The following is a 15,725-nucleotide window of genomic DNA, read 5'->3' on the forward strand; positions in this document are numbered from 1 at the left end:
CGCGGGCCGGGCGTTCAGGCCTTGTACTTGATCGAGCAGCCGTAGGGCTTGGTCGTCGCCGCGCTGATCGGCTTGCCGCCGAAGGCCTCCCCGAGGGCCTGGTTCACGTAGTTGGTCGCGGTCTTGATGTCCTCGGTGCGGGACGAGGCGATGCTGTCGATGCCTCCGGCATACACCAGCACACCCTTGGGATCGATGATGTAGAGGTGCGGCGTGGTGCGCGCGGCATAGGCGCGACCGATCACCCCGTCCTCGTCCATCAGCACGGCCGTGGGGGCGGCCGACTGCTCCTTCATCCAGGCATCGAGCGCGGCCGGCTTCAGGTAGTCGCCGGCGGCGCGCTCGGTGGAGTTGACGGACAGCCAGACCACGCCCTTCTCGGTCGCGGCCTTCTGGGTGGCGGGCATGTTGCCGCTGCCGTAGTGCTTGCGCACGAAGGGGCAGCCCGGGTTGGTCCATTCGAGCACCACGAACTTGCCGGCGAAATCGGACAGCCGGTGCTGCTTGCCGGCGGTGTCGACGGCGACGAAATCGGGCGCCCTCTGGCCGACGGCCGGCGCGGCTGCGGCGTGGGAGCCCATCAGGAAGGTGGCGCCGAGGGCCACGGCGGCTGCCATCACGGCGCGGCGGGAGGCTCGGCTCAGGGCAGCGCGCGCCTGGCGCGCGGCACGGTAGGAACGCGAGTCTGCGGTTGACGATGAGGGCATGGTCAGCTTGAACTCCACTTGCAAAAAATCAACAACCGCGACAGCTTAGAACGCTTTCCTCACCTGCTTGTGACAACCCGTGAAGAGGCAGGGTCAAAGTCTTGCCAGCGCCTCGCGGACCTCTTCCTTGCTAAGGATCTCGGTCAACACCAGCGGCGTGCGGCCCGGCGCCATCAGCACATAGGCCGGTACGCCGCTGCGGCCCATCGCGGCCAGCGCGGCGGTGATCTCGGGGTCGCGCCGGGTCCAGTCGGCGCGCAGCATGGCCACCTTCTTCGCGTCGAACTCGGCCAGCAGCACGGCATCGGCCAGCGTGCTGCGCTTGTTGTACTGGCAGGTGACGCACCAGGCGGCCGTGAAGTCGACGAACACCGGCCGCCCCTGCGCCGCGAGTTCGCTCACGCGCGTGGGCGACCAGGCCTGCCAGCGCTCGCCGGCCGAGGCGGCCATGGCGGGCGCCGCGCTGCGCACCACGTTGCCGCCGATCGCACCTGCCAGCACCGCGGTGACCGCGATCAGCGCGCTGGCCAGCACGATGCGGGTGCGGCCCCGCAGGGTGAAGGCCCAGACGACGGCCGCCAGGCACACCAGCAGACCCAGCAGCGCGCCCGCGCCGTCGATGCCGCTTTGCTGGCCCAGCACCCAGACCAGCCAGGCCACCGTGGCGAAGATCGGGAAGGCGAGCAGCCGGCGCAGGATGTTCATCCACGGCCCGGGCCGCGGCAGCAGGCGCGCCACGCCCGGCACGAAGCCGGCGGCCAGGTAGGGCAGGGCCAGGCCGAAGCCCAGCGCCGCGAAGATCAGCAGGGCCTGCGCGGCCGGCAGTCCGATCGTGAAGCCCATCGAGGCACCCATGAAGGGGGCTGTGCAAGGCGAGGCGATCACCACCGCCAGCACCCCGGACAGGAAGTCGTTGGCCATCGGGTGCCGCACCTGGGCGCTGCACACCGAAGAGGGCGCGAGCATGCCGAACTCGAACAAGCCCGCCAGGTTGAGCCCGATCAGCGTGAAGAGAGCGGCCAGCACCGCCACCACCGCGGGCGACTGCAGCTGGAAGCCCCAGCCCAGCTCCGCGCCCGCCGCCCGCAGGGCCAGCATCGCGGCCCCGAGCGCCAGGAAGGACAGCATCACCCCGCCCGTGTAGGCCACGGCGGCCATCCGGTGGCCGGCGTCGTCGTCGGCACGCCGGGTAAAACCCAGCACCTTGATCGCCAGCACCGGGAACACGCAGGGCATGAGGTTGAGCAGCAGCCCGCCAAGCAGGGCGCCCAGCAACGCCATGACGAAGCTGCCGCTGGGTTGCGGCGAGGCGGGCGCGGTGTTGGACTCCAGCGCAGCCTGGAGGGCCGGCGAGACCTCGGCGCGCGGGGCCACGGCCGGCCAGGTGCCGCTGACCGGCGCCTCGGCGCGCCAGGCCCCGGGCTGGCCCGCCTTCCGGTCGGCCTCGGCCAGGGCGACCACCACCGGCATCGTGCCGGGGCTGGCGCTGCGCTGCTCGGCCAACGGCACGCTGGCGGTCCAGGTGTCGCCGTCCCAGGCCTGGGTCCAGTCCTTGCCGAGGACGGCCGCGGTGTGGATCACCTCGGCGGTTTCGGGGAAGAAGTCCAGCGTCTTGCCGCGCGCGGCGGCCGGCAGGCCATCGAGCCGGACCTGGAGCTTTTGGCCCTCGATCTGGATCGATCCGGGCTTGGCCAGGGGCTCGGGCCGGGCGGCCAGCGCCGCGTCGAAGGCGTTCTGGTGCAGCGCCGTGGAGCCCTGGACCGGCAGCTTGAGCAGGAACTCCCCGTCTTCGGGAATGCATTCCTTGCGGCAGACCAGCCAGGTGGCCTTGAGCTTGATGTCCAGCGCCTCGGCGCCGGCGAGTCCGGCAGGCGGCTTGAAGTCGGGCGCCACCGTGAGCGGCACCGGCAGCAGCACGGTGCCCTCGTACCCGTAGTTGGCCAGGGTGCCGATGGGGATCTTCTTGGGCACCGGCCAGGCGATCTCGCCGGCCGACACGCCGGCCGGCAGCGACCAGGCCAGTTCGGTCGGGAGGCCGGAGTCGCCGGCGTTCTTCCAGTAGGTGTGCCACTCGGGCTGGTGCGTGATCTGCAGCCCGACCCAGACCGGTGCGCCGGCCGAGACGCCCTGTGGCGCCTGGGCGATGAGCTCTGCGCGCACATGCGGGGTGCTGACGACGGGCCCGATGCGGGAAGCCAGCTGGGCCGCTGCCGGCAGGCTGGCAGCGAGGGTGGCGGCCAGGAAGGCTGCGCCGCGGAGGAAGGAGAAGAGGGCCATGCCGGTCAGTCGGAGCGTGCTTGCGGGGCGAAGTTCCGGGCCAGCGGGCTCAGGCCGCCCACCCCAGCACCACCCGGCGGGTCTTGGCGCTCTTCTTTTCGATCTTGGTGACCACCACCGCACCGATCTCGCTGGTGTTGGCCACATGCGTGCCGCCGCAAGGCTGGAAGTCGATGGCCTCGGCCTCGCCGATCCGGACCGTGCGCACCGTGCCGGTGCCGCGCGGCGGCTGCACGCTCATGCTCTTGACCAGCGCGGGATTGGCGTCGAGCTCTTCGTCGGTGATCGCGCCCACGGCCAATGGATGACCGGCCGCCACCAGCCGCGCCAGGCCGGCGCTGAGCGCCTCCTTGTCCAGCGGGTCGGTCATGTGGAAATCCAGTCGCGCGTAGTCGGGCGTGATCGAGCAGCCGTCGACCGGCTGCGGCACCAGGTGGCACAGCAGGTGGGTCGCGGTGTGGAAGCGCATCAACTTGTGGCGACGGTCCCAGTCGATGCGGGCCGTCACGGCATCGCCGGCCTTCAGGGCCGCCAGCAGCCCGGCCTGGTCCGGCGCCGGCACATGGGCGATCTCGTTCGTCGGCCGGCCCTCGGCATCCTTGGCCTTGCGGGTGTCGGCGATCGCCAGCGCGCGCCCGTCTGCCAGCACCAACTGCCCGCTGTCGCCGGCCTGGCCGCCGCCCAGCGGGTAGAACACCGTGCGGTCGAGCACGATGCCGGCCTCGTCGATGCGCAGGACGCGGGCCTCGCACTCGCGCAGGTAGGCGTCGGAGCGGAACAGGTCGTCGGTCATCGCCCGATGGTAGCGGCGGCGCCGCACCGGGGTGCGCCCACGCCGGAAAGCGCCTACAGCCGACAGCCGGGGGTTGTGCCGGCGGGATCATTCGTGGCAGCTCCGCGGGCTTCGCGGCTGCGCATGAAGGATTCATGGCGATGAAGCGATCCAGTCATTTTTCTGCAGCCACTGCCGCGCTGGCGGCGGCCCTGTTGCTGGCGGCGTGCGGCGAGACCGCCAAGCTGCCGCCCGAGGCCGGCATCGGCCCCACGCCCCAACTGCCCGCGCCCAACAAGACGCTGATACCCACCGTCCGCATCGCGCCGGCGGTCGGATGGGGCGACGCGGCCGGCCCGACGGCGCCCAACGGCTTCGTCGTGACGGCGCTGGCCCGCGGCCTGGACCATCCACGCTGGGTCTACACCCTGCCCAATGGCGACGTGCTGGCGGTCGAGAGCAACAAGCCGCCCAAGCCCGAAGGAGCGAAGACGGGTGGCGGCGGCCCGGTCGGCTGGATCAAGTCGCAGGCCTTCGGGATGTTCCAGAAGCGCGCCGGCGCGGGGGTGCCGAGCCCCAACCGCATCACCCTGCTGCGCGATGCCGACGGCGACGGCACGGCCGAAGTGCGGCAGGTGTTCATGCAGAACCTCAGCTCGCCCTTCGGCGTCGCGCTGGTCGGCAACGAGCTCTTCATCGCCAATGCCGACGCGCTGGTCAAGGTGCCCTATGCCGAGGGCCAGACGACGATCGCCGCGACGCCGACGAAGGTGACCGACCTGCCGGCCGGCATCAACCACCACTGGACCAAGAACGTGATCGCCAACCGCGACGGCAGCAAGCTCTATGTGACGGTGGGTTCCAACAGCAACGTCGGCGAGAACGGCCTGGCCGCCGAGGAGGGCCGCGCGGCGATCTGGGAGGTCGACGTCAAGAGCGGCGCCAAGCGCCTGTTCGCCGGCGGCCTGCGCAATCCCAACGGCCTGGGCTGGGAGCCCGATACCCAGGTGCTGTGGACGGTGGTGAACGAGCGCGACGAGATCGGCAGCGACTTGGTGCCGGACTACCTGACTTCCGTGAAGGACGGCGCCTTCTACGGCTGGCCCTGGAGCTACTACGGCGGCCATGTGGACGCGCGCGTCGAGCCGCAGCGCCCGGACCTGGTGGCCAAGGCCGTGGTGCCCGACTACGCGCTTGGCTCGCACGTGGCGCCGCTGGGCCTGGCCTTCTCGCATCCGCGCGGCATGCCGCCGGAGTTCGCCCGCGGCGTGTTCATTGGTGAGCACGGCTCGTGGAACCGCAAGCCGCTCTCGGGCTACAAGGTGGTGTTCGTGCCCTTCATCGGCGGCCGGCCCAGCGGGCCGCCGGTGGATTTCCTGACCGGCTTCCTGAGCGCGGACGAGAAGGCGCAGGGCCGGCCCGTCGGCGTGGCGCTGGACAAGAGCGGCGCGTTGCTGGTGGCCGACGACGTGGGCAACACGGTCTGGCGCGTGGCGCAGGCGCGGGCGCGGTAGCGTGCCGGGCGGTGGTGCGGATGCACTCACCGCACGTGCCGCCAAGCGGCCCTAAGATCGCCGCATGGCCCTTCCTCGTTTCTGGTCCCAGCTCACGACGCGCGATTTCGCCGCGCTCGACCCGGCCGCGACGGTCGCCGTGCTGCCCCTGGGCGCGACCGAGCAGCATGGCCCGCACCTGCCGCTGGGCGTGGATTCGACGCTGGTCGACGGCATCGTCGCCGCAGCATTGCCGCTGCTGCCGGCCGGGCTGCCGGCGCTCTTCCTGCCCAGCCAGGCGATCGGCCTGAGCCCCGAGCATGCAAGCTTCCCCGGCACGCTGACCCTGTCGGCCGAGACGCTGATCCGGCTCTGGCGCGAGATCGGCGCCGGCGTCGCGCGCGCGGGCGTTCGCAAGCTGGTCTTCTTCAATGCCCATGGCGGGCACACCGGCGCGATGGAGATCGTGGCGCGCGAGCTGCGCGCGGCGCATGGGCTGATCGTCTACAGCACGAGCTGGTTCAACCTGCCGCTGGGCGAGGCCGGCACGCAGTTCAGCGCCGAGGAGCACCGCTTCGGCGTGCATGCGGGCGAGATCGAGACCTCGATGATGCTGGCGCTGGCGCCGGCGCAGGTGGACATGCAGGCGGCACGCGATTTCGGCTCGAGCTCGCGCCAGCGGGCGGCTGACTACCCGCTGCTGGGCAACGGCAGGAGCGCCCGGCTCGGCTGGGCCATGGAGGACTACAACCCCGAGGGCGCCGCCGGCAATGCGGCCGCGGCGAGCGCGGAGAAGGGGCGGGCGGTGGTCGACACCGCGGCGCGCCAGCTCGCCTTGCTGCTGGCCGAGGTGTCGCGTCTGCCGCTGGCGACCGCGCACACCGGGCCGCTGCCTTAGAGAAGAAGGCGCTCAGCCCGCGACCGCCGGGCCGCCCGGCGCGGTGTCCTGGATCTTGATCGTGCCGTCGGGCCGCTCGCAGGTGCCGATCAGCAGGCCGCTCGCCACCGCGTGGCTGCGCAGCTGCTCCATCACTTCGTCGCGGCCGGGTGTCGCCGAGAACGCCGGCGCGCTGTCCAGCGCGAAGACCTGGAACGCATAGCGGTGCACCCCATGGCCCGGCGGCGGGTCGGGCGGCAGCCAGGCGGCCTGGAGGTAGGAGTTGCGCCCGGCGTGCAGGCCGGTGCCGGCGTTGTCGGCGCTGGGGAAAGCGGCTTCGGGGAGGTTGCCGTCCTCCGCCGGCAGCCCGACCGCGATGGCATGGACCAGCGGATGGGGCGTGGGCGAATCGGCATCCTCCACCACCAGCACCAGCGATGCCGATCCGGCCGGCACCCCGGTCCATTGCAGCGGCGGCGACAGGCCCTCGCCGTCGGCCGTGTAGCGCGGCGGCAGGGGCGCATGGTCGACGAAGGCCAGGCTGCCCACGGTGATCGACGCCATGCCCTGGCGCAGGCCCAGGGTGTTGAAGGCGATTTCGTCGAGGCCGGCACGCACGCCGTGCAACGCCTGGCCGATGGCTTCGGGGAGCTTCTCGAGCATCCCGCGGGTATAGCGCGCGACTCGCAGGCGGCGTGTAGGACACGAGAGCGGCGCGGTGCTCCGCTATCATGAATCGAGCCCCCGCCGGGCGGCTCCTGTCCTTCTCCCCCCCCACACAAGGAAGCGTATGAGCATCGTCTGGACCATTCTGATCGGCTTCGTCGCGGGCCTGGTGGCGCGCGCCATCAAACCGGGCGACGATTCTGCCGGCTTCATCGTGACCACCTTGATCGGCATCGCCGGCTCGCTGATCGCGACCTATCTGGGCCAGGCGATGGGCTGGTACCAGGCGGGGCAGGGCGCAGGCTTCATCGCCTCGGTGGTGGGCGCGATCGTGCTGCTGTTCATCTGGGGCATGCTCAAGCGCAAGTAGAAAGCAAGGAAGCGGGGGCGGCGATGGGCCGTCGATCCAGGGCGCACCACCATGTCTACGTCGTCGAGCTCGACGACCGGGTCTGGAACATCGGCCGCTTCCGGCGCGCCAATCCCGACTATCGCCTCGGCCAGCCGTTTGTCTATGTGGGCATGACGGGGCTGGATCCCGACGTACGCTTCGACAAGCACAAGGCCGGCATCCAGGCCAACACCTTCGTGCGTGACTATGGCCTCAGGCTGCTGCCGGCGCTGTACGCCGTGTACAACCCGATGCCCTACGAGGCGGCGCGCGAGATGGAAGTCGAGCTCGGCATCGCCCTGCGAGAAGCCGGCTATGGCGTATGGCAAGCCTGAACCCCCGGAGACATCCATGGACCACCCCGCCTGCATCGTGATGACCACCGCCAGCACCGAGGACGAGGCCGAAGCGCTCGCCGCCGCCATCGTCGAGGCCCGGCTCGCCGCCTGCGTCCAGGTGGAGCGCGTGCGCAGCTTCTACATCTGGCAGGAGAAGCTGCACCGCGAGCCCGAATGGCTGCTCCTGATCAAGACGCTGGCAGCGCGCTTCACGGAGTTGGAGGCCTTCATCCGCGAGCGCCACAGCTATGAAACGCCGGAGATCCTGCAGGTGCCGGTCGCGGCCGGCTCGCCGGACTACCTGCGCTGGCTCGCCGCCGGCAGCACCGGCGCCGATCAGGCGTAGCTCACCCAGTCCTCGTAGGCCGGGCCGTCGAGGTGCGGCAGCGTGTTGTAGGTCACCAGCATGTGGCGCTTGGGCGTGAAGGCGAACTCGGTGACGGCCGTGTTGCGGATGCGCAGGTTGAGCTCGATCGTGGTCTCGGGGCTGGTGCCCAGCACATGGCCCACCGCGGTGCTGATCGGCCCGCCGCTGGAGACCACCAGCACCCGGGCCCCGTGGTGCTTGCCGCGGACATGGTCGAGCGCCGTGGTCACGCCGGCCAGGAAGTCGACGTAGCTCGGCATGCCCACGGGCGCGGTGCGGCCCTGCATCCAGGCGCCCAGGCCATCGCGCAGCAGCCGGAAGTGATGGCGGTACATCTCGGGCGAGTCGGGCTTCTGCAGCTTTTCCGGATGGATCGTGGCGATGACGGCATCCGCGTCGTACTCGTTGAGCCCCGGCCAGGGCAAGACGTCGTCGCGCACCAGGCCCAGGCCCTCGGCGATCCCCTCCCAAGTCTGGCGGTGGCGCTTCAGCGTGCCGGTGATGACCGCGTCGAACTGCATCCCGCGCTCGCGCCAGTACTCGCCCAGCCGCCGCGACTGCCGTCGGCCGAGCTCGCTGAGCTGGTCGTAGTCGTCCGCGCCGAAGCTGGCCTGGCCGTGACGCACGAGATAGAGGGTTCCCATGCGCGGAATTCTGCCGGGGCGCACGGCCCGATGCCGTCACGGCCGTGACCGTTGCTCTCGCGCATCGACCGCGCACTTGCGTGAAATAAGCAACGATTCTTGTAAGTGGATGAATCCTAAAGTGTTCATTGTGTAAGAATGCAAACTTTCGTTGACATTGCCGCGCGAGCCCTTCCGTGCCGCAATGCCGCTTCATCCACCGGAGAGGGACTGCACAGAACATGAACAAGACTTATCGGAGTGTCTGGAACCACGCGCTTGGCGCCTGGGTCGCGGTGTCCGAAATCACCGCGGCGCGCGGCAAGCGCGCGAGCGGCCTGGCCACCGGGCTGGTGGCGGCGGGCCTGAGCGTGCTGGCGACCTCGGGCGCCGCGCAGACCGTCAACTACAACGACGGCGACAACCTGGGCGCGACCATCGACACCACGCCGTCGAACGTGACCCTCAACAGCCTCGGCGCGGGCACGGCGACGCAGAGCGGCGCCATCAGCGGGGCCAACGGCATCATCAAGACCGGTGCCGGCATCATCGTGCTGGGCGCTGCCAACACCTACCAGGGCGCCACGACGATCAATGTGGGCACGCTGCAGGTGAGCTCGGATGCCAACCTGGGCACGGGCGGCGGCATCGTCTTCGGCGGCGGCACGCTGCGCCTGGGCGCCGACAACTTCGCGAGCGGCCGCGCCATCGCGCTGGGCGCCACCGGCGGGACCATCGACGTCGCCGGCACCAGCGGCAATACGCTCACCGGCCAGATCACGGGCAGCGGCGTGCTCACGCTGCGCAACACCGGCACCAACGTCCTGGGCGCAGAAACGCAGCGCCTGACCCTCGACAACGCCACCAGCAACTACACCGGCGGCACCGTGCTGCAGGGCAACGGGACGAGCGGACGCCTGAACGTCTGGACGCGCACGGCCGGCTCCTTCGGCACCGGCCCGATCACGCTGCTCCAGAACGCCGAAGTGCGCTTCCAGGACGGGGCCGCGAGCGCCGGTAACTTGACCATCTCGGTGCAGGCCAACACCAACGTCAACGGCAGCAACAGCGGCGTCCAGTTCCAGGGCGGCGCGCAGGGCGGCACGGCGACGATCAACACCAACGGGGAGGGCTCCTACGTCCTGTTCGGCAGCGGTGGCTCCAACGCGCAGCAGGCCACCCTCAACAACAACGGCGGACGCGTGATCTTCCAGGAGACCAGCTCCGGCGGCAGTGCGACCATCAACAACAACGGCGGCGCCGTCCAGATCTCGAACACGGCGGACCTGAGCGGCGCCACCGTCGTCAACAACAACGACACCGGCAACGGCCTGACCGGCCAGGTCTACGTCAACGGCATGACGACGGGCACGCCCGCAAGGGTGGGCTCCCTGTCGGGCTCGGGGAATGTCGTGCTCGGCGACGCCACGCTGGAAATCGGGGCGCTGGGCAAGAACGACACCCTCAGCGGCGTGATCGCGAGCACCGGCCCGGGGCTCTTCGACAGCGGGAGCGGCATCTACATCAACCCGGTGTTGGGCGCCGGCAGCGGCTCGGTGGTCAAGGTCGGCGCCGGCACCCTGACCCTCACCGGCGACAACACCTACACCGGCGGCACCACCATCAGCGGCGGCGCGCTGCAGCTGGGCAACGGCACCGCCAGCGGCAGCGTGCTGGGCGCCATCACCAACAACGCGTCGCTGATCGTCAACCGCTCGGACAACTACTCGCTGGCGAACCAGATCACCGGCTCGGGGACATTGACGCAAGCCGGCACGGGCACCACGACCGTCACGGCGGTCAACGGCTACACCGGCGGCACCGTGCTGAACGCGGGTGGGCTCACGGTCGCGAGCGGCGCCACGCTCGGCAGCGGCACGCTCACGCTGCGCGCCGGCACGCTCGGCACCACGGCGGTCAACCAGGTCCTGCCCAATGCGGTCGTCCTCGACGGCAGCGCCAGCCTGGCGCCCAACGGGTCCATGACCTGGAGCGGCCCGGTCACGCTGAGCACCAGCTCCACGCTGACCATGGTCCCGGCGCAAGGGGCGCTCACCTTCGGCGGCGGCATCGGCGGCGCCGGCGGCATCACGCTCGACGCGAGCGCGGCCGGCTCTTTCGGCAGCTTCAACTACCAGGCCGCCAACAATTACGGCGGCACGACCACCGTGCAGGGCAACGCCGCCCTGCTCGTGAACGGGGCCGGCAACGTTCCCGGCGACCTCCTGGTGAACGGCAACGGGACGGTCTTCGCGGATGGCAACAACCGGCTGTCGCCGGCGGCCAACGTCACGGTCAATTCGACCGGCAACACGGTGAACGGGCAGGCGCAGCCTGGCCTGCTCCTGCTCAACGCCACCCAGACCGTGGCTCAGCTCAACGGCAGCGGCACGGTCGGCCTCGGCGGCTCCGAGCTGACGGTCGGCGCCGGAAGCTTCTCCGGCTCGATCGCCGACAGCCCGGCTTTCTCGGCGAGCCCCGGCTTGCTGGTCAAGGCGGGCACCGGTACGCTGACCTTGTCGGGCTCCAACACCTACACCGGCAGCACCACCGTCGCCGGCGGCACCCTCCAGGCGGGCGCCGCCAACACCCTGAGCGCCGCCTCGGCGCACAGCGTGGCCGCGGGCGCCACGCTCGATCTGGCGGGCTTCAGCCAGAGCATGGCCTCGCTCAGCAACAGCGGCACCGTCTCGCTCGCCGGCGCCACCGCGGGCACCACGCTCACGATCAACGGCCCCTATGTCGGCAACAACGGCACGCTGCGCCTGGGCACGGTGCTCGGCGCCAGCGGGCCTTCCGATCGCCTGGTGCTCAACGGTCCCACCGCCGTCGCCAGCGGCAGCACCACCCTGCAGATCACGAACCTGGGCGGCCTGGGCGGCCAGACCCTGGGCAACGGCATCGAGGTGATCACGGCGCTCAACGGCGCCACCACCACCGCGCAGACCACCAAGAACGCCTTCGCGCTCGGTGGCGCGGGTCACGTGGATGCAGGCGCCTTCGAGTACCGGCTGTACGCCGCGGACGCGACGGGCGCCGGCGAGAACTGGTATTTGCGCTCGGAAGTGATTCCGTCGCCGCCTCCTCCGCCCCCGCCGCCTCCGCCGCCTCCCGCGCCGCCGGCGCCTCCAGCTCCCCCGGCGCCTCCTGCCCCACCGGCTCCTCCGGCGCCGCCCGCGCCCCCGGCACCCCCGGCGCCCGCGCCTGCACCGGCGCCCGCACCTGCACCTGCACCGGCACCCGTGGCGGTCACGGCCTACCGCGCCGAGGCCTCGATGCTGTCTGCCCTGCCGGCGCAAATGCGCGGCGCCGACATGGCGATGGTCGGCAACATGCGCACCCGCATGGGCGACGACGATGCCAGCGGCCGTGCGATGGCCAGCCTGACGCCGGTGGCCGGCGCGCTCTCGACCGAGCGCCGCGCCTGGGCGCGCGCGGTCTACAGCGACCTGGACATCCGCCAGTCGGGCGTGGTCAATCCCTCGACACAGGGCCACGTCGCCGGCGTCCAGGCAGGAACCGATCTCTATGTCTCGCAACTGGGCGACTGGCGCGCCGGCATCTATGCCGGCACCCTGGGCGGCAATGCCGACGTGAGCGGTTTCGCCAGCGGCCTCTACCGCACCGTGGGCAGCACGGACCTGCGCGCGCGCTATCTGGGCGCCTACGCCAGCTACGCCAACGCCACCGGCTTCTATGTCGACACCGTGCTCCAGTACGGCTCGCAGCGCTACACGATCCGTCCGCTCGGCGGCTTCGCCGCGTCCGGCAAGGGGAACAGCCTCACCGCCGCGGTCGAGGTCGGCCAGGCCTTCGCGCTCAGCGGCAACTGGACCTTCGAGCCGCAGGCGCACCTCAGCTACCGACGGGCCAAGGTCGACGACCTGCTGATCTCCGGCGCGCTGGTGCGGCAGGACGACGCCAGCGGCTGGACCGCCGGCCTGGGCGTGCGCGTGAAGGGCGACTTCGCGACCGCTGCGGGCCGCCTGCAGCCTTACGGCCGGGTCGGCGTCATCCACGCCAACGACGCGGGCGACACGGCGCGCTTCATCAACGGCGGCGTCTCCACGCCCATCGCAAGCTCGAGCAGCTACACGTCGGTCGAGCTCGCGGCGGGCGCCACGCTGACGCTGAGCAAGACCGTGAGCGTGTACGGCGAGCTCGGCAAGCTCTTCAGCACCGGCGGCGACACCCGGGTGAAGTCCTCGATCCAGGGGGCGGTGGGCGTGCGCGTGCGCTGGTAACGAGAAAAGATCGCGGCAGGGGGCGGAACTCGGGCGCGGCCGCCGGCTCCCACCGCCCATGGCTGCGCCGACCTCCTCCCTCTCCCCCGGTCTTCTCCCCCGGCGCGCCGTCACCGCAGCCTTCGTCGCGGCGCCGGTGCTCTGGCTCGGCGCCCGCGCGCAGCCGCAGCCCAAACGCATCGCCACCCCTTCTCAGACCGAAGGTCCCTTCTACCCGGTCAAGCTGCCGGCCGACAGCGACAACGACCTGCTGCGCAACGGCACGCTGAGCTACCGCGGCGGCCAGCCCGCCTCGGTCGAGGGCAGCGTGACCGACCTCGACGGCCGACCGCTGCGCGGTGCCCAGGTCGAGATCTGGCAGTGCGATGAGGGCGGCCACTACCACCACCCGGGCGACGGCGACCGTGCCGACGCCGCCTTCCAGGGCTTCGGCCGCGTGGCCGTCGATGCCGAGGGCCGCTGGCGCTTTCGCACCATCCGCCCCGTGGCCTACAGCGGCCGCACCCCGCACATCCACGTCAAGGTCAAGCTGGGCGGGCGCGAGCTGCTGACCACGCAGCTCTACGTGGCCGGCGACCCGGGCAATGCGCGCGACTTCCTGTGGCGCAACCTGCCGGAGCCGGCGCGCGAGGCGGTGACGGTGCCTTTCGAGCGGGGTTCGGACGGCTGGCAGGCGCGCTTCCCGATCGCCATCGCCGTCTGAACGCCTGCGCCCCGGCGCGGCCAGCGCTGCCCGGACGGTCACTGGGACGCTGGTGCCAACTGGGCGTCACGCGCTCACGTGACTTGCAGCACTTCGATGGTCTATGTAGTAAATAGTATTAGATATTTCTCGACACACCGAGATATAACTAATACTATTTACTACCTTTTGGTGCGGTCCGGCGGCCGAGCCTTTGGGGGACCGACCTTCGGCCGCACGCGCGGCTCGAGGCGGAACCAGAAGCCGCGCTGCAGCGATTGCAGCTGAAGCCGGCGTTCCGTCTCCGCTGGAAGAAGGAACGAAGGAACATGAACGAGACCGACAGCGCGGCTGGCGTGCAGACCCAGAACTATCGCGTGTGGGCGGACGATCCCGGAAGCTTCTCCACGCACAAGATCGCCGCCTTGCATCACAACTTCCACGAGCACCCGCTTTTCCAGGTGGCCGAGCTCGCCCAGTTGGCGAAGGAACTCGTGCCCTTCGATCAATGCCGGTTCATCAGGCCGGGCATCTCGCACGCGTCCTGCTTCACGCACGACAGCCGGCATCCCGACGGCCGCAGCATCGACGAGGTGTTTGAACGCATCGAGGAACCGGGTTCCTGGGTCGCCCTCTACAACATCGAAGTCATTCCTCGCTACGCGAGCTTGCTCGCCGGCATCGTCGGCACCATGCGACCCTATGTCGAGCGCGAGCAACCCGGCATCTTCAACGTCAGTGGCTTCGCCTTCATTTCGGCGCCGCCTTCCGTGACGCCGTTCCACATCGATCGCGAGAACAACTTCTGGCTGCAACTGCACGGTCGCAAGACCATGAACGTGTGGGACCACACGGATCGAGTCGTGGTGGCAGCCGACGCGGTCGAGGAGTTCATCGTCCGACATTCGCTGAAAAAAGTCCGTTTCAAGGAAGAGTTCCGGGCGCGCAGCCACCAGTTCGAGACCCAACCGGGAGACGCCATCTATTTCCCGAGCACGTCGCCGCACATGACGAGCTCCGACCGCAGCTGGACGCAGCCCGGAAACGGCGTGTCGATCTCGATCGGCGTGACTTTCTACACGTCGGTGACACGCAGGATGGCACGCGTCCATCAAATCAACAGGCTCTTGCGGAAGGTGGGGATGTCACCGGCCTTTCCCGGCGGATCGCCGGTCATGGATGGGCTCAAGGCCCCTGTGGGCGAGGTGGTCGGCATGGCCCGTTCCTCGCTCTCGCGCGCGCTCGCGCCCGTGCGCGGCGTCAAGCTCGCTGCCAAGGCGCCGCCGGGCTCTTTCTAGCTGGCGCGGCGCTCAGGCGGCCTGCGAGAGCACTTGCGCGAACATCGCGGCATCGACGTTGCCGCCGGTCAGCGCGACGCCCACCGACTTGCCCGCCCAGCGCGTGCGCTGCTGAATCAGGGCCGCCAGCGCGGCGGCGCCGGCGCCCTCGGCCACGTTGTGGGTGTCGGTGAAGAGCACACGCATCGCCTCGGCCACTTCCTGGTCGCTCACCGCGACCACGTCGTCGGCCTCGCGCCCCAGCACCTCCAGCGCCTCGGGCACCGGCGTGCGGCAGGCCATGCCGTCGGCCAGCCGCGTGCTGACCGGCGATTCGAGCGCCCGGCCCGCGCGGAAGGATTCGAGGTAGGCGGTCGCGTGCGCCGACACCACGCCGACGAGCCGCGTCGACACGCCGCAGTGCGCGCGCGCCGCGGCCGCGGCTGCGAAGCCCGAGCCCAGCCCGATCGGCACGAACAGCACGTCCGGCGGCCCGCCCGGCGCCGCGGCCAGCGCCTCGAAAAACTCCACGTAGGCGGTGGCCACGCCGCGTACCAGTTCGCGATGGAAGGAGGGCACGCGGTGCAGGCCCTGCGCTTCCGCCAACTGCCCTGCATGCTCGCTGGCGGTCTGGAACTCGTCGCCGTGCTCGACCAGCGTGACGCCCAGCGCCCGCATCGCGGCGTTCTTCTCGACCGAGTTGCCGTGCGGCACCACGATGGTGGCGTCCAGCCCGTGGCGCCGCGCCGCGAAGCCGACCGACTGGCCGTGGTTGCCGCGCGTGGCGCTGATCACGCGGCGCACGGTGGGCTGCTCGCGCGCCAGCGTCTCGAAGTAGGTGAGCCCGCCGCGCACTTTGAAGGCGCCGGCCGGCGTGTGGTTCTCGTGCTTGGCCCAGACCGTGCAGCCCAGGCGCTGCGCCAGCAGCGGCCAGGCGTACTGCGGCGTCGGCGGCATTGCCGCGTAGACGGTGCGGCGCGCGGCCTCGATCTCTTCCCGTGTGAAGCGCAT

At 70.6% G+C, this 15,725-nt stretch carries 14 protein-coding genes; 8 read left to right on the forward strand and 6 right to left on the reverse strand.

Going from position 1 to position 15,725, the window contains the following annotated elements:
* Positions 1 to 14: 14 nt before the first annotated feature.
* The 3 genes from AC3A6X_RS34755 to AC3A6X_RS34765 all read right to left on the reverse strand — a co-directional run bounded on the left by AC3A6X_RS34755 (position 15) and on the right by AC3A6X_RS34765 (position 3,777).
* The gene (locus AC3A6X_RS34755; protein ID WP_487846425.1) at positions 15 to 707 is read right to left on the reverse strand and encodes a redoxin domain-containing protein; all 693 of its coding nucleotides are present in this window, start codon (positions 705 to 707) and stop codon (positions 15 to 17) included.
* A gap of 93 nt (positions 708 to 800) precedes the next feature.
* Positions 801 to 2,984 (reverse strand): protein-disulfide reductase DsbD family protein, encoded by a 2,184-nt coding sequence (locus AC3A6X_RS34760; protein WP_487846426.1) that lies wholly within the window; start codon positions 2,982 to 2,984, stop codon positions 801 to 803.
* Positions 2,985 to 3,033: 49 nt separating this feature from the next.
* Entirely contained in the window at positions 3,034 to 3,777 is a 744-nt protein-coding gene (locus AC3A6X_RS34765; RefSeq protein ID WP_487846427.1) for an alanyl-tRNA editing protein, read from the reverse strand.
* A 140-nt stretch (positions 3,778 to 3,917) separates the two neighbouring features.
* Between AC3A6X_RS34765 and AC3A6X_RS34770 the strand changes: the two genes are divergently transcribed.
* The gene (locus AC3A6X_RS34770) at positions 3,918 to 5,270 is read left to right on the forward strand and encodes a PQQ-dependent sugar dehydrogenase (RefSeq protein WP_487846428.1); all 1,353 of its coding nucleotides are present in this window, start codon (positions 3,918 to 3,920) and stop codon (positions 5,268 to 5,270) included.
* A 64-nt stretch (positions 5,271 to 5,334) separates the two neighbouring features.
* The gene (locus AC3A6X_RS34775; RefSeq protein WP_487846429.1) at positions 5,335 to 6,147 is read left to right on the forward strand and encodes a creatininase family protein; all 813 of its coding nucleotides are present in this window, start codon (positions 5,335 to 5,337) and stop codon (positions 6,145 to 6,147) included.
* A gap of 12 nt (positions 6,148 to 6,159) precedes the next feature.
* Here the strand turns inward: AC3A6X_RS34775 and AC3A6X_RS34780 are convergent, their stop codons facing one another.
* Positions 6,160 to 6,789 carry a YbhB/YbcL family Raf kinase inhibitor-like protein gene (locus tag AC3A6X_RS34780; protein ID WP_487846430.1) on the reverse strand — a complete coding sequence of 210 codons (630 nt, stop codon included), beginning with the start codon at positions 6,787 to 6,789 and terminating at the stop codon, positions 6,160 to 6,162.
* 127 nt (positions 6,790 to 6,916) lie between these two features.
* Here AC3A6X_RS34780 and AC3A6X_RS34785 point away from each other — a divergent pair, with 127 nt between their 5' ends.
* Genes AC3A6X_RS34785 through cutA form a run of 3 tightly spaced genes read left to right on the forward strand, consistent with a single transcriptional unit; the run spans position 6,917 to position 7,867 of the window.
* Complete coding sequence (locus tag AC3A6X_RS34785; protein ID WP_309974211.1) at positions 6,917 to 7,162, forward strand: GlsB/YeaQ/YmgE family stress response membrane protein; 246 nt, start codon at positions 6,917 to 6,919, stop codon at positions 7,160 to 7,162.
* A gap of 23 nt (positions 7,163 to 7,185) precedes the next feature.
* Positions 7,186 to 7,518 carry a hypothetical protein gene (locus tag AC3A6X_RS34790; protein WP_487846431.1) on the forward strand — a complete coding sequence of 111 codons (333 nt, stop codon included), beginning with the start codon at positions 7,186 to 7,188 and terminating at the stop codon, positions 7,516 to 7,518.
* A gap of 16 nt (positions 7,519 to 7,534) precedes the next feature.
* Entirely contained in the window at positions 7,535 to 7,867 is a 333-nt protein-coding gene (gene cutA, locus AC3A6X_RS34795; RefSeq protein ID WP_487846432.1) for a divalent-cation tolerance protein CutA, read from the forward strand.
* Here cutA and AC3A6X_RS34800 read toward each other — a convergent pair.
* Positions 7,858 to 8,532, reverse strand: coding sequence for a histidine phosphatase family protein (locus tag AC3A6X_RS34800; protein WP_487846433.1), 675 nt, complete (start codon positions 8,530 to 8,532; stop codon positions 7,858 to 7,860). The genes cutA and AC3A6X_RS34800 overlap by 10 nt on opposite strands.
* A gap of 221 nt (positions 8,533 to 8,753) precedes the next feature.
* On the opposite strand from AC3A6X_RS34800, the gene AC3A6X_RS34805 reads away from it, so the two are divergent.
* From AC3A6X_RS34805 to AC3A6X_RS34815, 3 genes are all read left to right on the forward strand, one after another.
* Positions 8,754 to 12,755: an autotransporter outer membrane beta-barrel domain-containing protein gene (locus AC3A6X_RS34805; protein ID WP_487846434.1), complete on the forward strand. Its 4,002-nt coding sequence runs from the start codon at positions 8,754 to 8,756 to the stop codon at positions 12,753 to 12,755.
* 58 nt (positions 12,756 to 12,813) lie between these two features.
* Entirely contained in the window at positions 12,814 to 13,458 is a 645-nt protein-coding gene (locus AC3A6X_RS34810; protein ID WP_487846435.1) for a dioxygenase family protein, read from the forward strand.
* Between the two features lie 440 nt (positions 13,459 to 13,898).
* Entirely contained in the window at positions 13,899 to 14,735 is an 837-nt protein-coding gene (locus AC3A6X_RS34815; protein ID WP_487846436.1) for a JmjC domain-containing protein, read from the forward strand.
* A gap of 12 nt (positions 14,736 to 14,747) precedes the next feature.
* Here the strand turns inward: AC3A6X_RS34815 and AC3A6X_RS34820 are convergent, their stop codons facing one another.
* Positions 14,748 to 15,725 (reverse strand): threonine dehydratase, encoded by a 978-nt coding sequence (locus AC3A6X_RS34820; protein ID WP_487846437.1) that lies wholly within the window; start codon positions 15,723 to 15,725, stop codon positions 14,748 to 14,750.

The sequence above is a fragment of the Variovorax sp. Soil_C_12 genome, from assembly GCF_057657375.1.